The organism is Actinacidiphila yanglinensis, from assembly GCF_900107965.1.
GTDB classification, from domain to species: Bacteria; Actinomycetota; Actinomycetes; order Streptomycetales; family Streptomycetaceae; genus Actinacidiphila; species Actinacidiphila yanglinensis.
Map to the genome: position 1 here is coordinate 208,410 of NZ_FNVU01000013.1, position 22,303 is coordinate 230,712.

At 70.3% G+C, this 22,303-nt stretch carries 17 protein-coding genes and 1 pseudogene; 8 read left to right on the forward strand and 10 right to left on the reverse strand.

The window, feature by feature from the left end; all coding sequences use genetic code 11:
• The first annotated feature begins 11 nt into the window (after positions 1-11).
• From pqqB to pqqE, 4 genes are read left to right on the forward strand one after another with little or no spacing between them, the layout of a single operon-like run.
• Positions 12-914 carry a pyrroloquinoline quinone biosynthesis protein PqqB gene (gene pqqB / locus C4U44_RS27265; RefSeq protein ID WP_103888675.1) on the forward strand — a complete coding sequence of 301 codons (903 nt, stop codon included), beginning with the start codon at positions 12-14 and terminating at the stop codon, positions 912-914.
• A complete protein-coding gene (gene pqqC, locus C4U44_RS27270; RefSeq protein ID WP_407642898.1) occupies positions 914-1,663 on the forward strand; it encodes a pyrroloquinoline-quinone synthase PqqC in 750 nt (249 codons plus the stop codon). Before pqqB ends, pqqC begins: the two co-directional genes overlap by 1 nt.
• Complete coding sequence (gene pqqD / locus C4U44_RS27275; RefSeq protein ID WP_235032377.1) at positions 1,657-1,917, forward strand: pyrroloquinoline quinone biosynthesis peptide chaperone PqqD; 261 nt, start codon at positions 1,657-1,659, stop codon at positions 1,915-1,917. Before pqqC ends, pqqD begins: the two co-directional genes overlap by 7 nt.
• Entirely contained in the window at positions 1,905-3,026 is a 1,122-nt protein-coding gene (pqqE, locus tag C4U44_RS27280) for a pyrroloquinoline quinone biosynthesis protein PqqE (protein ID WP_103888676.1), read from the forward strand. Before pqqD ends, pqqE begins: the two co-directional genes overlap by 13 nt.
• Before the next feature lie 60 nt (positions 3,027-3,086).
• Here pqqE and C4U44_RS27285 read toward each other — a convergent pair whose 3' ends face one another.
• The 4 genes from C4U44_RS27285 to C4U44_RS27300 form a co-directional block, all read right to left on the reverse strand.
• Positions 3,087-3,749 (reverse strand): TetR/AcrR family transcriptional regulator, encoded by a 663-nt coding sequence (locus C4U44_RS27285; protein ID WP_103888677.1) that lies wholly within the window; start codon positions 3,747-3,749, stop codon positions 3,087-3,089.
• A gap of 71 nt (positions 3,750-3,820) precedes the next feature.
• The gene (locus tag C4U44_RS27290; protein ID WP_322973682.1) at positions 3,821-5,776 is read right to left on the reverse strand and encodes a bifunctional sugar phosphate isomerase/epimerase/4-hydroxyphenylpyruvate dioxygenase family protein; all 1,956 of its coding nucleotides are present in this window, start codon (positions 5,774-5,776) and stop codon (positions 3,821-3,823) included.
• A 99-nt stretch (positions 5,777-5,875) separates the two neighbouring features.
• Positions 5,876-6,895: an aldo/keto reductase gene (locus tag C4U44_RS27295; RefSeq protein WP_103888678.1), complete on the reverse strand. Its 1,020-nt coding sequence runs from the start codon at positions 6,893-6,895 to the stop codon at positions 5,876-5,878.
• A 24-nt stretch (positions 6,896-6,919) separates the two neighbouring features.
• Positions 6,920-7,792: a helix-turn-helix transcriptional regulator gene (locus tag C4U44_RS27300; RefSeq protein ID WP_103888679.1), complete on the reverse strand. Its 873-nt coding sequence runs from the start codon at positions 7,790-7,792 to the stop codon at positions 6,920-6,922.
• A gap of 221 nt (positions 7,793-8,013) precedes the next feature.
• Here C4U44_RS27300 and C4U44_RS27305 point away from each other — a divergent pair.
• A pseudogene (locus C4U44_RS27305) lies at positions 8,014-8,186 on the forward strand (IMP dehydrogenase); the annotation flags it as partial.
• Positions 8,187-8,275: 89 nt separating this feature from the next.
• On the opposite strand, the gene C4U44_RS27310 reads toward C4U44_RS27305, so the two are convergent.
• The 3 genes from C4U44_RS27310 to C4U44_RS27320 all read right to left on the reverse strand — a co-directional run bounded on the left by C4U44_RS27310 (position 8,276) and on the right by C4U44_RS27320 (position 12,632).
• A complete protein-coding gene (locus C4U44_RS27310) occupies positions 8,276-9,421 on the reverse strand; it encodes a PP2C family protein-serine/threonine phosphatase (RefSeq protein WP_103888680.1) in 1,146 nt (381 codons plus the stop codon).
• Positions 9,422-9,925: 504 nt separating this feature from the next.
• Positions 9,926-11,146 (reverse strand): threonine/serine exporter family protein, encoded by a 1,221-nt coding sequence (locus tag C4U44_RS27315; protein ID WP_235032378.1) that lies wholly within the window; start codon positions 11,144-11,146, stop codon positions 9,926-9,928.
• A 550-nt stretch (positions 11,147-11,696) separates the two neighbouring features.
• Positions 11,697-12,632, reverse strand: a complete 936-nt coding sequence (locus C4U44_RS27320) for a helix-turn-helix domain-containing protein (protein WP_103888682.1) — start codon at positions 12,630-12,632, stop codon at positions 11,697-11,699.
• 125 nt (positions 12,633-12,757) lie between these two features.
• On the opposite strand from C4U44_RS27320, the gene C4U44_RS27325 reads away from it, so the two are divergent.
• On the forward strand, positions 12,758-13,819 hold the full coding sequence (locus C4U44_RS27325) for a saccharopine dehydrogenase family protein (protein WP_200823422.1): 1,062 nt from the start codon (positions 12,758-12,760) through the stop codon (positions 13,817-13,819).
• Between the two features lie 37 nt (positions 13,820-13,856).
• On the opposite strand, the gene C4U44_RS27330 is transcribed toward C4U44_RS27325, so the two are convergent.
• Complete coding sequence (locus C4U44_RS27330) at positions 13,857-16,121, reverse strand: ATP-binding SpoIIE family protein phosphatase (protein ID WP_160145112.1); 2,265 nt, start codon at positions 16,119-16,121, stop codon at positions 13,857-13,859.
• Positions 16,122-16,763: 642 nt separating this feature from the next.
• Here C4U44_RS27330 and C4U44_RS27335 point away from each other — a divergent pair.
• Positions 16,764-19,409, forward strand: a complete 2,646-nt coding sequence (locus C4U44_RS27335) for a PA14 domain-containing protein (RefSeq protein ID WP_103888684.1) — start codon at positions 16,764-16,766, stop codon at positions 19,407-19,409.
• Positions 19,410-19,648: 239 nt separating this feature from the next.
• The gene (locus C4U44_RS27340; protein ID WP_103888685.1) at positions 19,649-20,287 is read left to right on the forward strand and encodes a chorismate mutase; all 639 of its coding nucleotides are present in this window, start codon (positions 19,649-19,651) and stop codon (positions 20,285-20,287) included.
• A 197-nt stretch (positions 20,288-20,484) separates the two neighbouring features.
• Here the strand turns inward: C4U44_RS27340 and C4U44_RS27345 are convergent, their stop codons facing one another.
• Both C4U44_RS27345 and ilvC read right to left on the reverse strand, forming a co-directional pair.
• The gene (locus C4U44_RS27345; RefSeq protein ID WP_103888686.1) at positions 20,485-21,513 is read right to left on the reverse strand and encodes an SAM-dependent methyltransferase; all 1,029 of its coding nucleotides are present in this window, start codon (positions 21,511-21,513) and stop codon (positions 20,485-20,487) included.
• 118 nt (positions 21,514-21,631) lie between these two features.
• A partial coding sequence (gene ilvC, locus C4U44_RS27350) for a ketol-acid reductoisomerase (protein ID WP_103888687.1) occupies positions 21,632-22,303 on the reverse strand: 672 nt, incomplete at its 5' end.

Consider the following 22,303-nt stretch of genomic DNA (forward strand, 5'->3'; position numbering starts at 1 on the left):
GAGGCGGCGCCGTGCGACTGCGTGTCCTGGGGACCGCGGCCGGCGGCGGTCTGCCCCAGTGGAACTGCGCGTGCCCCGGCTGCGCCGGGGCACGCGCCCACCCCGAGCGCCGCCGACGCCACGCCTCTCTCGCCTTCGAGTCCTCGCCCGGCCGCTGGTACCTCGTCAACGCCACCCCCGACCTCGGCGAACAGATCGAGGCTCATCCGGAGCTCCATCCCGGGCCGGCCCGGCGCCACACTCCCGTCCGCGGCGTCGTACTGACCGACGCCGAACTCGACCACACCCTCGGCATCCCCCGCCTGCGCGAGGGCCGGGCCACCGAGATCTGGGCGACCCCCACGGTCCGCCGCGCCCTGACCGATGGCCTGGGTCTGGATCGTGTCCTCAGCCCCTACACCGAGCTGCGCCACCTGCCGATCGGCTCGCAGCCGGTACCCATGGACCGCGCAGAATCCGGCTCGGTCGAGATCAGCGCCGTGGCCGTCAGCGGCAAGCGACCCCGATACGCCCGCACCCTGGATCTTCCGGAGCGGGGCTGGGTGACCGCACTGTGCCTGCACGACCGCGCCACCGGCGGATCCTTGGTGTACGCGCCCGCCGTGGCGGAGTGGACCCCGGAACTGGACAAGGCCATCGCCGAGGCGGACTGCGTCATCGTGGACGGGACGTTCTGGGACGACGACGAACCCGCCCGCAACGGCCTGACCCCGACCTCCTCGACCGCCATGGGGCACCTGCCGATCACCGGCCCCGAGGGAACCGCCGATCGCCTGACCGACGCACCGGGCCGCTGCTACTACACCCACCTCAACAACACGAACCCCCTCAACGACCCTGCCTCCGAGGAAAACCGCGTGCTCGCACAGGCCGGACTCCACGTGGCCCTGGAGGGAATGGAGATCGAGCTGTGATCACACCTGTCCTGCCTGCTCCGGCCTGTGCCGCCCACACCGACGGCGACGGATCCCCCTGGCCGGCGGAAGAGTTCGAGCGCCGGCTGCGCGAGCTGGCAACCCGCCGCTATCACGACCGCCATCCCTTCAACCAGCGCATGCACGCGGGCCGGCTCAGCCCCGAGGAACTGCGTCGCTGGATCGTCAACCGCTTCCACTACCAGCGTCACATCCCCATCAAGGACGCCCTCATCCTGGCCAAGCTCGAACGGCCCGACCTCCGTCGTTCCTGGCTGCGCCGGATCCAGGACCACGACGGACGCGAGGGCGACGACGGCGGCATCGAACGCTGGCTCCGCCTCGGAGAGGCCGCGGGCCTGGCCCGCGCCGACCTGTGGTCCGGCAGGCATGTCCTCCCCGGCGTGCGCTTCGCCGTCGAGGGCTACGTCAACCTGTGCGGCACCCGGCCCGTCCTGGAGGCCGTAGCCGCCTCCCTGACCGAGCTGGTCGCCCCCACCATCATGGTCACCCGCATCGGCGCCTTCCAGGACCACTACCCCTGGATCGAATCCGACGGCCTCGCCTACTTCGAGCGCCGCGTGGACCAAGGCACCCGTGACGGCCGCGAGGCCCTGTCCCTCGTGCTGTCCTGGGCCCGCACCCGCGACCAGCAGGAGGCCGCCCTCGGCGCCCTTGCGTACAAGTGCGAGGTCCTGTGGAGCCTGCTCGACGCCATCGCCCTCGGCCCGGGGGGCTCCCCGTGCTGAGCACGTGGCAACCCTCCCTTGCCCGCCACGTCCGTCTGCGGCACGACCCCGTACGCGACGCCGACCTGCTGCTCCTGCCCGAGCGGGTCGTGGTGCTGCGCGGCAGCGCCGCGGAGATCCTGCGCCTGTGCGACGGCAAGCACACCATCGAGGCGATCGTCGCCGAACTCGCGCACGGGCATCCGAACGCGCCTGTCGACCATGAGGTGCCCGCCTTCCTGGAGCGGGTCCACATCCAAGGATGGCTGACATGATCCCACCGCCCTGGGCGCTGCTGGCCGAACTGACCCACGCCTGCCCGCTGCAATGCGGGTACTGCTCCAATCCGCTCCAACTCGTCCGTCCCAATGCCGAGCTGACCACTGATCAATGGTGTGAGGTGATGAGCCAGGCGGGGGCCATGGGGGTCGTGCAGGCCCACCTGTCCGGTGGTGAGCCGCTGCTGCGCCCCGACCTGGTGCCGATAGCCCAGGCCGCGTGGGAGGCCGGCATCTACACCCAACTGGTCACCAGCGGAATCGGCCTGACCGAGCAGCGGCTGGCCGACCTTGTCGCCGCCGGTCTTGGCTGCGTACAGCTCTCGGTGCAACATCCTGACGCGAACGCCAACGACGCCATCGCGGGGCGCCGCAGCTTCGCGGACAAACAGGCCGCGGCCGCGGTCATCCGCGCGGCCGCTCTCCCCTTCGGGCTCAACGTCGTCCTGCACCGAGGCAACATCGACACTCTCGACCGCATCGTCGAACTCGCCCTGGACTGGGGCGCCGACCGCGTCGAGCTGGCCAACGCCCAGTTCTACGGCTGGGCTCAGCTCAACCGCCGGGCGCTGCTGCCCACCACAGCACAGTTGCGCCGAGCAGCCGCCCAGGTCCACGCCTGGCGAGACAGGCTCGGATCACGACTCGAGCTGGTGTGGGTGGTGCCGGACCACCTCGACGGCACACCCAAACCCTGCATGGGTGGCTGGGGCGCGGTCTCGATGACGGTGGCGCCGGACGGAACCGTCCTCCCTTGTCCCGCGGCGGCGTCCATCTCCACGCTGAAGTTCGAGAACATCCGCAACCTGGCGTTGAAGGACATCTGGAGCCACTCGTCCGCGTTCGCCGCCTACCGCGGCACGGACTGGCTTCCTTCGCCCTGTCGGGACTGTTCCCGTAAGGAGGAGGACTTCGGGGGCTGCCGCTGCCAGGCATTCGCCTTGACCGGAGATGCGGCACGGACCGATCCCGCCTGCTCCCTCTCCCCCGACCACGGCCTTCTCCGAAGGGTCCTGGGCGACACCGGCGATGAGGCTCCGGTGGCCCGGTCCTATCGGAACGCGCCCGGCCCAAGGCCCACCACTGAGCGAGCACCAACCAGTTGACGGCTCCGCGGTGACGGCGACGGATCCGCACGGTCCAGGATTCGCCACCGTGCCGCTCGCTCAGCTGGGGGCGGCGGACTTCAGATAGGCCACGACCATGTCCCCGAGCAGAGCGCTGTGGTGCTCCCGCAGCTCCGGCGCGGCCAGGTCACGTCCGAACAGGGCCGCGAAAGTATGCCGGTTGGAGACACGGAAGAAGCAGAAGCTGCTGATCATCGCATGCACGTCCACCGCGTCCGCGTCCTTGCGGAACACGCCGGACGCACACCCGGCCTCAAGAATCCGCTCCACCACCGTCAGGGCTGGCGAGTTGGACGCGGCGAACTCCGGGGAGGCCCTCATATGGGCCGCCTCATAGATGTTCTCCAGCGCCACCAGGCGGATGAAGTCCTCGTTGTCCTCGTGGTGCTGCAACGTGAGCGCGGCCAGTCGGCGTATCGCGGCTTCGGGCTCGAGGTGCTCGATGTCGAGGTTGCTCTCGGCCATCCGAATCTGCTCGTACGCGGTCTCCAGGACCCGCACGAACAGTTCTTCCTTGCTGCCGAAGTAGTAGTAGATCATCCGCTTGGCCGTGCGGGTCCGCGCGGCGATCTCGTCCACCCGGGCCCCGTGGAAACCGAGTCGCGCGAACTCCTCGCGTGCCACTCGAAGGATCTCCGCCTTCGTGCCTTCCGGGTCGCGGGTTCGCGGCGGCCGGGGACCATCAGCGTCAACGGCAGACATGCCTCTCCAAAACTCGGTCGGGGAAGACCCGTGAAAAATGCGGTCAGTTTAGTGGGCGGGAAGGCAAGTGTTCAGGCAGCGTGCTGGACCGCCAGCCGCACCGGGGCGTTGGCAGCACCGAAGCCCTCGTATCCGCCTACCCGCTGCAGCAACTCGACGCAGAGCGGGCCGACCGACAGCGTGTAGCAGTGCAGCAGCTCCCCTGCGTCGTCACGGTCGTACATCAACTGCAGCTCGCGCAGCTCGCTCAGGAACTCCTCGTCCAGGGCAAACCGTGCGGCAAGATCGGAGTAGTAGTTGCCGGGAATCGGCAGGAACGAGACACCGCGGGCCCTGGCGTCACGGACCGCGGCCCGTACATCCCGGCACGCCAGGGCAATGTGCTGCCCCGCGGAGATGTGCGGGTCCGGGGCAGGGGCGACGTTGAGCGCGATCCGGACACCCGGCTGCTCGCGGGAACCGGCACTCGTCATGGCGCGACTCCGGAAGAGCCCGTACGGGTCGGCCAGATCGAGTGTCGGGTGCACGGCCAATCCCAGCACGGCGCGGTGGAACAGCACGGCTTCGTCGAAGCGGTGCCACGGTTGGGTCAGCGCCAGATGGTCGATACCGATGACCTGCTCCTCCGATCCGATCGCCTGCACGGCGGTGCCGGTGCCCGTATTGCCCTGGTGCAAGGTAGGAAAGTCCGCGATCCAACCTCCGCGGCGGGAGACGTCGGTGGTGCACAGGAACATCTGGGTTCCGTCGGGTGCCTCCACGCACGGGACTCGGCTCTCCCCGGGTGAGTGCCGGCGCAGCGCAGCAGGCACCTTGAGCGCCTCGGCGCGGGCGGCAAGGGATTCAGGCTCCCGCGTCTCCAGACCGATCGCGGCTACGGCGGCACCATCGCGGTCCCGATAACCGGCCGTGTTCAGCAGAATCCGTGCCCGCCCCTGCTCCCACAGGTCGACGGGCTTGTTCAGGTGCCGACCGGTACGGGTGAACCCGAGCCCGCTCAGCAAACCGACCAGCGGCTCGGGATCGGCCGCCGCGAGCTCGGCGAAGCAGACCTCCTGCGGCGCAGGGGCCGCAGGTAGAGCACCCGGATGAACCTGTTCCTCCAGGATCAGGAGGGAGCGCATGGCGTCGATGGCAGTGCTGGCGGTGTCGGCCTGCCGGAAGACGTCGTTGAAGACCTCCAGGGACCACGGGCCCGTATAACCGGCCTGAAGGACGGATTCCATGAATCCGGCCAGGTCGAAGTCGCCCTGTCCGGGAAAGGACCGCCAGTGCCGGCTCCACTGCAGCATGTCCACACCGATACGGGGCGCGTCAGCGAGCTGCAGGAAGAACATCTTCTCCCCCGGCACCGACGCCAGCAGTGCCGGGTCGGTGCCGCGAGCAAGAATGTGGAAGCTGTCCAGGCACAGGCCGAGGGCGGGATGGTCACAGCTTTCGACGATTTTCCAGGCGTGGTCGACCGTGTTCACATGGCGTCCCCACGCGAGGGCCTCATACGCCAGGCGTACGCCTGCCTGCTGCGCGCGGTCGGCCATGAGAACCAGTTGTTCGGCTGTCAGGGAATCGTCGGCGATGGTGTCCCGGGCAACGTTCGAGCACACCAGCAGAAGATCCGTGCCCAGTTGGTGCATGGTCTCCAGCTTGGCGTCCAAACGGTGCATGACGCGCGCGAACTCGGGCGGTGTGAGGCCTTCGGCATCACGGAACGGCTGGTACAGGTCGATCCCCAGGCCGAGGTCGGCGCAGCGCTCGCGCACCTGCGCCGGACGGAGCGGTGTGGAGAGAAGGTCCGGTTCGAAAATCTCCACCGCGTCGAAGCCGGCTGCAGCAGCGGCCGCCAGCTTCGCCGGGAGCGTTCCACCCAGGCACACTGTCGCAATGGCTCGGCGCATCGTCTCACCTCGGTCACCGGAATGAACTATCCGGTTAATACATACGCTCCAGATGCCCCTCCGGACAACCATGGCGACGCGAATCGTCAGCTGCAGCTCGGCGATCGGAGCCAGGACGGGTACGGCGGCCATCCAGTTTGGTCAGCGGGAGGCAGGGCTCGGTGCGCGCGCTGATCAAGAAATTGGGCGCCCTGCCGGTCCGGAACCGGAAGGGCCCAGCGAAGGTACCCGTCAGCGGCGGCGCTGGTCGGCTCGCAACTCGTGGTCGCCGTAGCTGTTGTCGGCGGGGTTGACGGTCACGCCCGGGGCCACGATCGCGTCGACGCTGTCGAGGACTTCCGCGGGCAGCGTGACGTCGGCGGCGGGAAGGAACGCGTCGAGCTGTTCCATGGTGCGCGGCCCGATGATGGCGGAGGTGACGCCGGGATGGTTGATCACGAAGGCGACGGCCAGCTCGATCAGGCTCAGGCCGCTCTTCTCGGCCAGGACGGCGAGTTGCTCGGCGGCGTCGAGCTTGCGCTGGTTGGCCGGGGAGGTCATGTCGAAGCGGGCTTGCGGACGTGCGGCCGACGCCGGGCCCGTGGAGGAGTTCTTCCGGTAGCGGCCCGAGAGCCAGCCGCCCGCGAGAGGGCTGTACGTCAGCGTGCCCATGCCGTGGCGGCGCGCGGTGGGCAGGACATCCTCCTCGATCCCGCGGACGAGCATCGAGTAGGGCGGCTGCTCGGTCACGAACCGCTCCAGGTGGCGTTCCCGCGCGGTCCACTGGGCCTCGACGATCTGGGAGCCGGAATACGACGAGGAGCCGAGGTAGCGCACCTTGCCCTGGTGCACGAGGTCGGACAGCGCGCCGAGGGTCTCCGACACGTCGGTGTCCGGGCTGGGGCGGTGCACCTGGTAGAGGTCGATGTGGTCGGTGCCGAGCCGCCGCAGGGAGTTCTCGACCTCGCGGATGATCCAGCGCCGTGAGCCGCCGCGCTGGTTGGGGTCGTCCTGGTGCATCGGCATGAAGAACTTGGTCGCCAGGAACACATCGTCGCGGCGCCCCTTCAGCGCCTTGCCGACGATCTCCTCCGAGACGCCGCCGGAGTACACGTCCGCGGTGTCCACGAAGTTGATGCCCGCGTCCAGGGCCCGGTGGATGATGCGTACGGAGTCGGCCTCGTCCTCGTTGCCCCAGGGGCCGAACATCATCGCGCCCAGGCAGAGCGGGCTGACCTGGACGCCGGTGCGGCCGAGCGGTCGGTAGTGCATGAAGCGGTACTCCTTCGTCGGGGGTCAGTCGTTCGTCGAGGGGACGACGGTGCCGGTGCCTGCCCAGCTGGCGAGGATGCCGAGGGCTTCCTGCTCGGGGGAGTCCGGTTCGGGCGTGTAGACGTTGATGCGCAGGCCCGGGTCGGCCGGGAGTTCCATGGCCTCGTAGGGCAGCGCGAGCTCGCCCACCAGCGGGTGCCGGAGGTGTTTCACGCCCGAGCGGTGGAACTTCACGTCGTGGCGTGCCCAGCGGCGGGCGAACACGTCGCTCCTGGTGGTGAGTTCGCCGATCATGTCGGTCAGTGCCTTGTCCTGGGGTGATCGGCCCGTCTCGGAGCGCAGGAAGGCGACCAAGTCGTCCGCGGCGTTGTCCCAGTCGGCCCACAGGTCGTGGCCGGCCGGGTCCAGGAACAGGAACCGCGCCGTGTTGACGGGCCCGCGTTGGGCGAACAGCGGAGAGTCGAAGACCGGCGCGTACAGGGCCCGCCCCAGCGCGTTGGCCGCCAGGATGTCGAACCGCCCGTTGCGCACGTACGCGGGGACGCCGGTCATGGAGTCCAGCATCCGCAGGATCGTGGGCCGCACCCGCGAGGCCGTGACCGAGGGGCGCCGGCCCGACGGGGTGGCGGCGCGGGCCAGGTCGTAGAGGTGGGTGCGCTCGGCCTCGTTGAGCTGCAACGCGCGAGCGAGGGATTCGAGCACCGAGTCCGAGACCCCACTGAGGTTTCCCCGTTCGAGGCGCACGTAGTAATCGATGCTCATTCCGGCGAGCAGAGCGACTTCCTCACGTCGAAGTCCCGGGACGCGGCGATTGCCGCCGTACACGGGTAGTCCGGCCTGCTCGGGAGTGATCCGCGCCCGGCGTGACCTCAGGAATTCACGGACGGCCGCAGCCATGCTCTCCCTGGCGGTTTCCACGCGATCCTCCGTCTCCGTCCCACCCTACGACCATTCCACGGTAAATCGGCCGGCGCCTTCTGTGGGAGGTACTGCCATTACCTGGCAGTGGCGTCACTCCCGGCTGCGAATCTCCGCGTGTTCCCTTGGAAAACGACGGGGCGCAACGTGGGAATTGCGGAGCGACCGTGGACCACGAACCCCGCTGAGGAGCTTTGAGCATGCGCGCCACCCTGATGTACGCGGCCGACGACGTGCGCGTCGAGGACGTCATCGACCCGAGGATCCACCGGCCCACGAACGCGGTCGTGAGGATCGTGCTGTCCTGCATTGCGGCAGCGACCTGTGGCCGTACGAGTCGCCGGCCGCCACGGACGACCCCCGCCACACAGGGATTGCTGGAGGCGGTCGGCCCGGTGCCCGCCTACGAGCCGGCGTTTTGAGGGGCCCTCTCCATCCGTGGCCCGGCAACTGGTGGTCCCGCTACGGCGCCTGGTCCGCGGAGCGGCGGACGGCGAGGACCGCCAGGTCGTCCTGCTGTGCCCCGGCGGTGAAGACACGCACCTCGTCGACGAGTGAACGGGTGAGCCGGTCGGCGGCGATGTCGCGGCGACCGGTGAGGCGCGCTTCCAGCGGGTAGAAGGCACCCTCGGGCGAACGGGCCTCGGTCAGACCGTCCGTGCACAGCAGCAGCGTCGCCCCGGCGGGGAAGGTGACCCCGGACACCGTGCGCGGCTCGTCGATGAGCTTTGCCAGGCCGAGGGGTACTTGCTCCTCCCCCGCGCCGACCGGGATGACGGTACCGGCGTGCAGCAGATAGGGCGGGATGTGGCCGCACGAGACGACCTGGATCTCGACGGCCGTGCTCACGCCGAGGACGAGCGCGGTGACGAAACGCTCCGGCTCCCCGCTCTCGCCGGCGTCCTCGTTGTGGCGGACGACTGCCGCCTCGAGGGCGTCGACGAGCGCGGTCACCGTCGGCTCGCGGTGGGCGGCTTCGCGGAACGCGCCCACCACGTCGATGGCCATGCCGATGGCGGGCAGCCCCTTCCCCTGCACGTCGCCGATCAGTACCCGGGTGCCCCAAGGGGTGGCCGCCACGTCGTAGATGTCGCCGCCGACGAGTTTGTCCTCCTGCAGTGGTTCGTAGACGCCGTCCACGAGGACCTCGTCGGTGAGTATCGGCAGCGGCCGCAGGATCTGCCGCTGCATCGCTGCCGCGGTCGACCGCAGCCGTACCAACTCCCCTTCGCGCCTGATCCGCGCCCGGGCGGCATAGACGGCCAACGCGCCGAAAGCGACGGCGAACAGCGAAAGGACCACCCGGTCGAGGATTCGCTGCCCGGACTGCAGGGCCACGGGAACGATGACGATGGCGCAGACCCAGGCGGAGATCAGGGCGGTCTGGCGCGGAGTGCACAGCGCAGCGGCGAAGGCCGGCAGGAACACCAGCAGGCCGAGAAGGAGTACCGCTGTGTTGGTCAGCAGGACCAGCGCGAGCGCCACGACCGTCGACGCGACCGTCGCCAGTACGACACTTCGGGTACGCGGTGCGCCGATGCCGGTGTTGCCGTCGCCGTCCGTCGGTTCTCCTGCCGGGGACTGCGTTGCTCGCAGCAGGCGGGACATGCGAGCGTCCTCCAGGAGCAGTTGTCGGTGCGGCGGCGAGCGCCGCGCGCGGCAGCGGACAGGCCGCCTCGATCATCCACACGCTGCTCCGGGCCTGGCGGGAGGCTGGCCGCGGTCGAATGGAAGTGCGCCCGTACGAGTGGCGCCGAAGAGGCGCCTGGTGGCGACACATCGAGCAGGCACGCGGTACGTCGGCCAGGAAGCGCATGCCGGGGCGGGACGGTCAACCCTGGTGCGTCGGGCGGCGGTTGATCAGGTGGCGGCCTTCCGGGCGGGCACAATCGGGTGAAGCCGGAACTGCCCGGCGATGCCCTCGGTGCGTATCGCGGTCGGGTCGTGCACCAAGACCGAAAGCAGCCGGCCGGGCATCGGTCCGGCATCAGGGCCGCAGCGGTCCGCTCACCCACCAGTCGAGCGGCTCGGCGTCGTTGGCGATGCGGCGATGGAGAACCGGATGTCCTCGTCCTGGCAGGTCCCTTGGCGTCTTCGGATCGGTCCGGGCGCTCACGGCCCGCGGCGGCGCGGCGCGGCGACGACTTCGCCCAGCACGAGACCGACGGCGATGGCTGTGACGATGGTGATCATCTTGGTCAGGTCGTGGAAGCCCTGGACGGGGTGGCCGCCGGCCAGGTCGGTCAGGCCGCGCATGCCGAGGGAACCGACGGTGAGGGTGAAGAAGCCCGGCAGCAGCAGCACGATCCGTGGTGGCCCGCCCGGGCGGGCCGCAAGCCGGGTGGCGAGCGCACCGAGCGCCGTGGCGGCGGCGAACGTGCCGCCGACCTCGCCCACGAGTTCCGTGAAGCCGGACTGAACGCCGACCGTGAAGTAGACGAGCAGGAGCAGGGGAACGGTCAGGCGGGCGGGGATCGCGAAAGCGAGGACGGTGCCGGCGGTGAAGACGATCCAGGCGAGGAACAGGGCCCAGCGAGGCAGGTCGCTCCGGGCGGCGACGTCGAACAGCGCGTGCCGGTCGCGCCCGGTGATCACCAGGCCGAGGAGCACGCCGAAGTAGAGCTGGACGAGCAGGAAGACGGCGTAGACCAGGCGGATCGCGCCGGTGGTGATGAAGCCGGCCGCCAGTTCGGCGGTGGCGGCGCTGAGGTAGTCGCCGGGAACGAAGTAGAACAGCGCGGGGAGCATCAGCAGGACCGGACCGCCGTGGGCGGGGGTCCGGGCGAACGCCTCGAGGGTGACCAGCGAGACGGTGGTCGCGGCGACCAGCGGCAGTACGGCGGTCAGCCGGGGCACCCGCTCCACCCCGACCGCCAGGGCCGCGGTGACGGTGCCGAGAACGGCGGTGGTCCACACCTCGTACCAGGTCGGCTGCATCAGCGGCGCGAACCCCACCGCGAACAGCACCACCCCGATCAGCTTCAGCCACCAGGGGTACGGCGGCCGGGACGCTTCGATCGCGGCCAGCTTCCGGTCGGCTTCGAGCGCATCGAGGTGGCCGGCCGTGATCGCGGCCAGCAGTGGCTTGAGGGCGACCACCTGGTCCATCCGGAAGACCTCGGGGAACTCCCGTACCGCGCGGGTGGTCACTCGACCGTGCGAGGCCACCGTGACGGTGGCGCCGTCGGGCACCACGACCAGTTCGGCCTGCGCGCCGAGGCCCCTCGCTGCGGCCTTGGCGCTCTGCTCGACCTCCTCGGCGCCCTCCCCGCTGTTGCGCAGGAGGAGTCCGGTGAGCAGGACGAGGGCTCCGGTGATCTGTCCGTGTGCCACGGCATCCCGTTGTGGCTCGGGTGAGCCTCGCATCGCAGCCTCCCGCGTCTCAGCGTCGCGGGCGGGCGAAACCCAGGTTGCGCGGGGGAAGCCGATCCCCGCTCGGCTCCGGCGCGACGGTGATCCGGACGTTCCGCGAGTGCGTCTGCTCCGGATGAGCCGTCAGGGCCTGCCGCGTGTCGGATGCCTCGACCTCCGGTGGGATATCCGGTGAGATCCGGGAACGGGCGGTGAGAAGAACGCGGATGTCGTCGTCCGAAGGCGTCTGCACCCGTGACATCGTACAAAGGGGTGGGCCGGAAATCGGGAGCGTACCGGCTTTCCGACAGCGTTTCTCGCCACCATCGGCGCTGGTCGGACCGTGGGTCGCCGCTTCGATTCCTGCGGGATCGGGCCACCGCGGAATCGGAATGCCGTAGCACCGGACCCTCAATTCCATCGGTGCGGGCCCACCGCACGGAAATCCCCTCACCCGGCAACTCCACGATCTCCCGCGGAAACTCCGGATGGCCTCCGGGAGCGGTCCTCATCTCCACCCCCTCTGTCGGATTCAGGAGCGGAATGTGCGGCGGTAGGTGTCGGGGGGAACGCCCACGGTGCGGTGGAAGTGGCGGCGCAGGGTGGTGGCGGTGCCCATGCCGGTGGCAGCCGCGATGGTGTCCACGGTCGCGTCGGTGGTCTCCAGCAACTCCTGGGCGCGGCGGATGCGCTGGGTGTGCAGCCACCGCAGTGGTGTGGTGCCGGTGAGGTGCCTGAAGTGGCGGCCGAGGTGGCGTGAGCTCATGCGGGCGTGGCGGGCCAGGTCCTCCACGGTGAGCGGCTGGTCCAGCCGCTCCAGCACCCAGGGGAAGAGCGCGCCGAGCGGGTGGTTGCCCGGGGCGGGGACGGGAGTGGCGATGAACTGGGCCTGGCCGCCCTCGCGGTGGGGCGGGACGACCAGGCGTCGGGCGACCTTGTTCGCGATCGCCGCGCCGTGGTCGAGACGGACCAGGTGCAGGCACAGGTCCATCGCGGCGGCCTTGCCCGCGGAGGTGAGGACGTCGCCGTTGTCGACGTAGAGGACGTCCGGGTCGACGGCGGCCGCCGGGTGGCGCCGCGCCAGTTCCCGGGTGTGGGCCCAGTGCGTGGTGGCGCGCCTGCCGTCGAGGAGTCCTGCCGCGCCCAGGACGAAGGCGCCCGTGCACAGCGAGGCCACGCGGGCGCCGGCCGCGTGCGCCGCACGCACCGCATCGACCAGTTCGCCGGGCGGGTCGCGGTCGGTGTCGGCCCAGCCGGGGACGATCACCGTGTCCGCGCGCGCGAGGTGGTCGAGTCCGTGGTCGGGTTCCAGGCGGAAGCTGCCGATGGTCACCGGACCGCTCCCGCAGAAGGAGAAGTCGTACCAGGGGTCGACGGTGTGGGTCAGGTCGGCGCCGAAGACCTCGACGGCCACCGACAGTTCGTAGTGGAGCATGCCGTCGGTGACGGCCAGTGCGACAGCGGGCATGTCCGGAACTGTACGCGTCCTGTCGTTTCCGACACTCGTCGGAGAAGGTGCCGGCGCAAGAGGATGGGGGCCGACCGCAGCGGATCGCCATCGCAGCGGACCTCCGAGTGCAAGGGATCGATGTCATGGGATCGAATCATCTGGTGGCGGTGTTCGGTGCCTACGGTCACACCGGGCGCTTCGTGGTCGCGGAGCTGGCCGCACGAGGGTTCGTCCCGGTGCCGTCCGGACGCGACGCGCGGGCCCTGGAGAAACTGGCCCGGGAGCACGACTTGGCCGCGCGGGTGGCGTCGGTCGACGACCCGGCCTCACTGGACCGCGCCCTGGCGGGAACGGCGGCGGTCGTCAACTGCGCCGGACCCTTCGCGTCGACCACCGGCCCCGTGATCGAGGCCGCGCTCCGCGCGAGGATCCCCTACCTGGACGTCGCCGCCGAACTGGAGGCCAACCTCGACACCTTCGCCCGCTACCACGAACGGGCCCGGGACGAGGGGGCGGTGATCGTCCCCGCCATGGCTTTCTTCGGCGGGCTCGGCGACCTGCTGACCACCGCGGCGATGGACGACTGGACCGCAGCCGACGAGGCACACATCGCCTACGCGCTCAGCAACTGGCATCCCACCGCCGGCACCCGGCTCTCGGGCGCGGTCTCCCGCGAGCGACGCGGCGGCCACCGCCTGCGTTACAAGGGCGGGAAGTGGGAGCGCCGCACGGACGCCGCGCCCGCCCTGGAGTGGACCTTTCCGGAACCGCTGGGGCCCCGGCCGGTGATCGGGGAGTTCACGATGGCGGACGTCGTCACCGTTTCCCGGCATCTGCCCATCCCGGACGTGACCACCTACATGACCGCCGAGGCGGCCCAGGATGTCGCCGCTCCCGACACTCCCGCCCCGGTCGCCGCCGACGAGAGCGGGCGTTCGCACCAGACCTTCCTCGTCGACGTCCTCGTCCGCTCCGGCGGAGCCGAGCGCCGCGCCTCGGCCGGCGGCCAGGACATCTACGCCGTCACCGCGCCCCTCGTCGCCGAGGCCCTGGAGCGGGTCCTGACCGGCCGCACCAGGACCGTCGGCGTCGCCTCCGCCGGCGAGATGTTCGACGCCGCCGACTTCCTGCACGCGCTCGCCCCGCACATCGCGTTCACCCCGCACCTCGCGCGCGACCCGCACGCGCCGAGGGAGAACGCCTGACCCGACCCGTATCCCCCCTTGTCCCGCGCGCCCCCGGTCAGCGCGCCTCCGGCGGGGTGAGGTCCTGCTCGATCCAGATGGTCTTGCCGTCCTCGCCGTAGCGGGTGCCCCAACGGCTGCCCAGGGTGGTGGCGATGAGCAGTCCTCTGCCGTTCTCGTCCTGGGCACGGGCGTGCCGCAGGTGGGGTGAGGTGCTGGAGTTGTCGGAGACCTCGATGGTGAGCCGGTCGTCCCGGATCATGCGGATCCGCGGGTCGCCCCGGGCATGGGTGAGCACGTTCGTCACCAGTTCGCTGACCACGACCTCCGTGGCGAACGCCAGGTCGTCCAGACCCCAGTCGTCCAGCTGCGCGCGGGCCCGCGCCCGGCAGTCGGCGACCGCGGCCCGGTCGCGAGGCGCGGTCCAGGACACGTGGCTGCCGTCGCCCAGCCGGCTGACGACGGCGGTCAGGACGGCCCCGCCGCCGCGCCGGCGGGCGGGGTCGCCCATCAGCGCGTAGACGATGTTGTCGCAGGCCGCTTGCGCGTCCCCCGCCGACTGGGCGGCGGCGCGGCGCAGTTGGGCGAAGGCGTCGTCACCGCGGGCGGCATGGAGCATGGAGCCGGAGTAGCAGGTCAGGAGTGCCCGCGGTTCCAGGGTGGTGCGCACGGCCTCGTAGTTGGAGTGCCGGCCGAGCGCGGGGCCCACGGGCATGTCCAGGGGGTGGGTGGCGCCGTCGGGGGCGGTCACCAGAGGCGCGGGCCAGCCGGCGGAGGCGATCGCGCACTGCCCGGTGATGGAGTCGTAGATGGCGTAGAGGCAGCGGGTGCCGTCCGTCTCGGGGTCCGCGGCGGCGGCCTGCGGGTCGTCCTGCTGCATCTCCTGCGTGATGTCGTCGAGGTGCGCCAGCAGCTCGTCCGGCGGGAGGTCCATCCTGGCGAGCGTGGTGAAAGCGGTCCGGAAACGGCCCATGTCCGCCGACGCGCGCAGCCCGTGCTGCGGAATCCGCCCCAGGACCAGGCCCACCCGGGCACCGGACAGGGCGATCACGTCGTACCAGTGGGTCTTGTTGCCGCCGGGCTTCCAGAAGTGGGCGGTGCGCACCGCGGGCACCTGGGGGATCCGCTGCGGCAGCAACTGCCGTTGCAGCGTCGTCGCCGTGGTGCGCTCGCGGACGTACCTGCGCGCGTTCTCGATGTTGATGGCCCCGCGGGCGGCGACCTGTTCGGCAAGGGCCAGGTCCCGCCGGTCGAACCGGGTGGTGTTCCGCCGGTTCCGGTAGAGGCAGAGCAGTCCCAGGGCCCGGCCGTGCTCCACGATCGGGGCCAGGATCATCGAGTGCACGCCGGCCCGGCGCAGGATCTCCGACCGCGCGGAGTCGTGCAGGTGCCAGTCCGTCGGGCCGGCCTGGGGGTCGACCAGGCGCGGTTCCAGGTCGCTGAGGGCCTGGGTGTACGGAGTGGGGAACACGAAATGGCTCGGCTCGCCCACCTCGTAGAGGCTGCTGAACTCCGTCACCGCCTCAACGGCGGCCCTGCGCAGCATCGTTGTGTTGCGTACCGGGGGAAACGGCGGCTCGTCACCCTGGAAGACCGCGTCCACCAGATCCACGGTCGCGATGTCGGCGAAGTCCTCGACGGCAACCGCGGCCAGTTCCTGGGCCGTTCGCATGACCCCGAGCGTCCGTCCCACCCTCTCGTGGGTCGCCGCGAGCAACTGCCCGGCCTTTCGGGCGCGTTCGCTCTCGGTGACGTCGTGGATGATCGCCGCCGCCCCGATCACCCTGTCGCCGTCCAGCAGCGGCAGCGCCAGGACGGAGTAGACGTGCGGTCCCTTCCGGATGTCCCGCTCGATGACCGGGTGTGCCCCGCCGGCCCGGTCGGGATCCATCACCTCGCCGAGCAGCGAACTCAGCGGGAGCGTCCGATCGAGCGCGTCCGCGGCGTGGTCGAGAACCTCGGCGGGCCCGGCGTCTCGTATGGCGAGTGCGGACGGGTTGGCGCGCAGCACCCTCAACTCGCGGTCGTACAGCTCGATCCCTGCCACGGCCCTGTCGAACGTCGAGGCGACGTAAGCACTTTGCGCCCGGGAGGCGCCCTCGGTGGCCGCCGTACCGATCACCGAGATCTCGGTCTCCCCGCCCTTCCGCCAGGCGTCGAACTGGACGATCGGCGCACCATCGGTCCCGCTCGCGTCGAGCAGGAGCCTGATCGCGTCCGCGGCCGGCTGTCCGACGGCGTCGCCGATCAGGCGTTCCGCGGCGCCACCGACGCTCGTGATCCGGCCGCGCCGGTCGAAGCTGAACGAGCCGCTCTCGGCCACCTCGGCACCTCCCAGTGTGCGGAATGCGTCCGCTGCAGGCACCGCCACCACCGCACGACCGGGCCTGTGGCTCCATGGATCGGATGCGCCATCCCCGCCACCCCGGTCATGGACGTCGCCTTCGGCACTTCGTCTCATTGTCCGACGCCCGCCGCACCTCTGCATTTTTCCGCTCCGCCCGGTAGCGCGCCGCACCCGGCGCGGCCGGAGCGGGGTACCGATCTCCGCTGCCGGACTGCCCGGACAGCCGCTCAGTAGGGGGCGCGTGTCGGGAGCGCTCCAGGTGCGGCCGACCCGGCCGGTAGCTCGGTGGTTTCACGGCCAACGGGCGGGGACCGCGCATGCGGAAGGTCGCCCGCGTCGATCTTCCGCGCACCGAAGGAGAGAGCTCCGCCGCATTCGGCAAGGGCGACAACCACGCCGAATTCGATTTCGGGCGCCGCTCCGTCGAGCGGCAGACCAATGCAAGCGAAACGGCACTAAAACGACTTTACGAAGCCATTGCCCAGGGGGTAGACGTCGCTCCACCGCCCTGCTTTCATTCCTACCGTCCACTTTTCCAACGTTGGAAAGATGGCGGTGGCACCTATTCCTCCGCCGTTCCCTGGACGCCGAGTTCTCCCACGGAGAGGTGTATCCGCAGTGAGATCAGGCAGATTCCGCCCACCGAACCGACGCCGACTCGCCGCCCTGGTGCCGCTGCTGCTGGGCGCGGCACTGCTCGTCCCGACCACCGCCGGCGCCGCCGCCCCGGCGTCCGCCGCCGGGGCCGCCGCGCCCGCCGCCGACACCCCGCAGGGGCTGCGCGCGGACTACTACCTCAGCTCCGACGCCACGTCACTGGACTTCGCGCAGTACAGCAGCACCGGCGTCGAGAACTCCCTCAACGTCCCCGACCTGCTGCCCACCCTGCGCGACGAAGCGGGCTCCACCCTGAACGTCGCCGCGCACTGGACCGGCCAGCTGGACGTCCCGGCCGGCGGCACGTACACGTTCTACATCAAGGGCGACAACGGCTTCCGCATGTCGCTGGACGGGTCGAGCGTGATCGACCACTGGACGACCGACTGGGACGTCCAGACGCAGTCCGAGCCGATCACGCTCACCGCCGGCCCGCACACCCTGGCGTTCGACTACAACCAGGGCAACGGCGGCGCGTACATCACCACCGAGTGGTCGGGCCCGGGGATCAGCCGGGAGGCCATCCCCGACTCCGCGCTGCACCTGCCGGAGGGCTTCACCCCGCCCACCGTGGACGCCGCGGTCACCTCCTCGGGCAAGAGCGCGACCGTGCAACTGCCTGGCCCGGTGAGCTCGTTGCCGTCCGACCTCGGCAAGCACCTGGCGGTCATCGCCGGCACCAGCCGGTGGACGCCCGACATCGCGATCAACCCGGACGACGCGTCCCAACTGCTGCTGACCGCAGGGCAGTCCGACATCCCCGCCGCGCTGAAGTCGAAGGTGCGGATCAGCTACGACGGGCAGGGCGGCCTGACCACGGCCGCGGGCCCCGTCCCGCTGTTCTCCGGCCTGGCCACCAACAACTCCACCTGGTACTTCGCCACCAAGTGGGCCAAGGACGTCAGCCCGACGAACGCGCTGCCGGACTACCCCCGGCCGCAGATGACCCGTGACAAGTGGCAGAACCTCAACGGGACCTGGCAGTTCCAGGGCACCACCGAGGACGGCGCGCTGCCGACGGGCAAGCTGAGCGGGTCGATCCTCGTGCCGTACCCGATGGAGGCACCGCTGTCCGGCGTCGCCGAGCACCACGACTGGTCGCTGTACCAGCGCACGTTCACCGTCCCGCAGAACTGGAAGGTCGGTTCGGGCAACCGGCTGAACCTCAACTTCGGCGCGGTGGACTACGAGGCGTGGGTCTACGTCAACGGCAAGCAGGTCGCCCACCACGTCGGCGGCTACGAGGCGTTCACCGCCGACGTCACCGACGCGCTGGCCGGCCGCGGGCCGCAGACCCTCACGTTGAAGGTCAAGGACACCATCGACCCCAACACGCCGACCGGCAAGCAGTCCAGCGACCCCAGCGGCATCTGGTACACCCCGTCCTCGGGCATCTGGCAGACCGTCTGGATGGAGCCGGTGGCCAAGGCGAGCATCGACTCGCTGGCCATGACGCCGAACCTGTCCGACGACACGCTGTCCGTCACCGTGCGCCCGTCCGCCTCCACCCCGGCCTGGTCCCTGGTGAAGGCCACCGCGTACGCGGGCAAGAAGCCGGTGGGCACGGTCGTCGGCACCGTGGGCAAGAAGCTGACGCTGCACGTGCCGCACCCGGAGCTGTGGAGCCCCGACCACCCGTACCTGTACAACCTCAAGGTCTCCCTCACCGACGGCGTTTCGGACGACGCGGTGGGCTCGTACTTCGGCATGCGGTCGGTGTCCGTCGCCCAGGTCGGCGGCGTGAACAAGGTCGAGCTGAACGGCAAGCCGACCTACCTGCTGGCCAACCTGGACCAGGGTTTCTGGCCGGACGGCATCTACACCGCGCCGACCGACGCGGCCCTCAAGTCCGATCTGCAGCTCGACAAGGAACTCGGCTTCAACACGGTGCGCAAGCACATCAAGGTCGAGCCCGCGCGTTGGTACTACTGGGCCGACAAGCTCGGCCTGATGGTCTGGCAGGACATGCCGAGCCGCAACGTCGGGCCCGGCGCGAGCGAGGCCAGCGACCAGGCGTTCAACGACCAGGCCCACACGATCGTGGACCAGCACCTCAACGACCCGTCCGTCATCGTGTGGACCATGATCAACGAGGGCTGGGGCGAGCAGTCCAAGGAGGCCACCGGCGCGCTGGCCGACTCGATCAAGCAGCAGGACCCGAGCCGGCTGGTCGACCCGGCGTCCGGCGTCAACTGCTGCGCCTCGCAGGGCGACTCGGGCAAGGGCGACCTGATCGACTACCACGTGTACCACGGCCCCGCGTTCCCGTCCCCGGACGCGACCCGGGCCGCCGTGGACGGCGAGCACGGCGGGTACTCGCTGTACATCCCCGGCCACATCCTGGGCGTCTCCGGCGGCCAGAACTACGGGGGTGACGCCTCGACCATCGCGGAGTTGACGCAGGACTACGTCGACAACACCAGCCAGTTGCTGCCCGCTGCCGCCGGCAACCTGTCCGGTTCGGTGTTCACGCAGCTCAGCGACGTCGAGGGCGAGTTGAACGGGTTGATCACCTACGACCGCGCGGTCCTCAAGGTCGATCCCGGGCCGGTGCGGGACATCAACCGCAAGCTCATCGCGGCCGGCGCCGCGGCGGGTACGTCCTGATCCTTTCCCGCAGTTGACACCTGCCGTCCCACCGGACGGCCCCGGCCAGGCCCGGCGGCACCCCGAGTGCCGCCGGGCCTGGCGCGTACGCGGGGCGCGGCACTCGGCAAGTGGGCGGAGAACGTTCGGTCTTGACACTGCGCGGCAGAATTGCGAGGGTATACAAGAGGGAACGTTCGTTCTCTCGGAGACCCACTCCTTACTCCTACCGCTGCGCACAGCGAGAACAAGGCAGAGAAGTGATCCTGCGCAATCGGACGACTTACGGCGCGGCCACCGTCGGCCTGCTGCTGGCCGCCGCCGTGTTGGCCGCCCCTCAGGCCGTGGCTACAGGTACGCGTACGAACGCCGGGCCCGCGGGCGGCACCGCAGCCGAACCTTCCGGCAGGCTCGGCCCCCTGACGAGCCTCGTCATCGACCGCATCCTCGTGAGCGACGACGTCGCAGCGTCCAAGTTCGGCACCGACTCGCCCATCGACGACCCGGTACGCGAGGCACAGGTGCTGGAGCAGGTCCGGCAGCAGGCCGACGCGACCGGAGTGAACTCCGATGCGGCAGTGGCGTTCTTCCAGGACCAGATCACCGCGAGCAAGGAGGTGCAGCGCGGACTGTTCGCCCGCTGGACGGCTCACCCCGAAGAAGCCCCCACAACGCGCCCCGACCTCGGTCAGATCCGCACCCGGCTCGACCGGCTGACCACATCGCTGCTCGCGGAACTCAAGAACACGGCGCACCTGCGCGCCCAGCCCGTCGCGTGCACGGTGCAGCTCACGCTGGCCGACGTGACAGGGGCAGCGCTGGAGCGACTGGACACGCTCCACCGCCAGGCGCTCAGGACAGCGACGGACTCCGTGTGCCACCCGACCGAAACGCCGTGAGCGCGTGCGGGGCGGTCATGTCGACCGGCGAGTGACAGCCCGGACGGTCGGATCGCCGCGAACTTCGCTCGCTTGGCGGGACCGAGGTGGTCGCCGTGGCCGGGCCGGGCCGGCCACGGCAGGCACGTCCCGGAGCTGGCGGCCGCCGACAGCACATTCGCGGCGGCACCGAGGTCGTGCATGACAAAGGCCCCTCGTCAGTCGCCCCGTCGGCCCACGACCAGGCGGCCGACGGGGGTGACCGTCACCTGCACGTCGTCGAAGTCGGCGTTCCGCAGCTCCGTCGCCAGTTCCTCCGCGGTGCGGACGGGGGGAACACCGCGGGACTCGGCGACGAGCGCGTCGAGGGCCGCGGACAGACGTGTGTCGGGAGTTTCCTGCACCGGTGGCAGGAGTTCCTGCACCAGGAGCAGACCCCCCGGAACCAGCGCGCGCCGCACCGCGGCCAGGGTGGCCGCGCGGGCGTCACGGGGGAAGAACGCCTGCGCCCAGTAGGCGACTTCGTACACCGCCTCGTCAACGATCCCCTGAGCGTCGATCTGCCGTATCTCCAGGCGGGAGGTCACGCCGGCCGCCTCGGCCCGCTCCCGCAGCTCGTCGACGACGTCGCCCGCCCGCTCGACACCGACCGCGCGCAGCTCGGGGTACAGGGTCAGGCCGGCCAGCAGCGCTCCGCCGACACCGCTGCCGACATCCAGCAGCGGGCCGCCCGCGGACAGCCGGTCGCGGTACTCCGGCACCGAACCGAAGGCCATCGCGAAGATGGCGCGCGAGGCGGCGGTGGGCGCCATGCCCCAGTGACGGGCGACGACCAGCGCATCGCGCTCCCAGTCGTGCCGTGCGGCAGGCCAGACGGCCGAGCGGACCCGCTCGCGCGCCGCGGCGATCTCGTCGATCGCGTCGTCCAGCCGCACCCCGGAGGGACTCCCGTGCAGCGCGGCGAACTCCTCGGTGAGGACGAAGACGGACGAGGAGTCGTCCCACGTACGGGCGACCCCGGCGGCCAGGAACACCTCGATGACCCGGTGGGCGCGCTCGGTGGAGACCCCGCTGGTGCTTGCCAGTTCCTCGAGGGTGGTGGGCACCGTCAGCGCGTCCAGCCACTTCGCCGCCGCGGCCGAGCGCAACAGGTCGACCACCTGGCCGCCGTAGGCCCACTGCCGCAGACGTGCGCGGGCGCCCATGGCCGCGTGGACGGCGGCGAGTTCCGACGAGACTTCGTACATCGTTGTGCTTCCGTTCTGTTGGTCGGCCGCCCGGCAGCACGCGAGGCCGGGCGGCCTTCTGGGCCCGTAGGCCCGACTCCGGGCAGCTGTCCGCTCAGGGCGGGCGTGCGTCGGAGCGTTACGCTTCCGCGTCCACCCAGCTCATGAGCTTGCGCAGCTTCTTGCCGGTGGTCTCCAGCAGGTGGTTCTCGTCGGCCTTCTTGTACTCGTTGTACTTCGGCAGACCCGCGTTGTACTCCGCGATCCAGTTGTTGGCGAAGGTCCCGTCCTGGATCTCACCGAGGATCTTCTTCATCTCGGCCTTGGTGTTGTCGTTGATGATCCGCGGACCGGAGACGTAGTCACCCCACTCGGCGGTCTCCGAGACCGACCAGCGCATCTTCTCCAGACCACCCTCGTACATCAGGTCCACGATCAGCTTCAGCTCGTGCAGACACTCGAAGTACGCGATCTCCGGCTGGTAACCGGCCTCCACCAGCGTCTCGAAGCCCGCCTTCACCAGCGCCGACGTACCACCGCACAACACCGCCTGCTCACCGAACAGGTCGGTCTCGGTCTCCTCGGTGAACGTCGTCTTGATCACACCCGCCCGCGTACCACCGATACCCTTGGCATACGACAGCGCCAGCGAGAAGCCCTTACCCGTCGCATCCTGCTCGACCGCCACGATGCACGGCACACCACGACCCTCCTCGTACTGCCGGCGCACCAGGTGACCCGGACCCTTCGGCGCGACCATGCACACGTCCACACCCGCCGGCGGCTTGATGAAGCCGAAGCGGATGTTCAG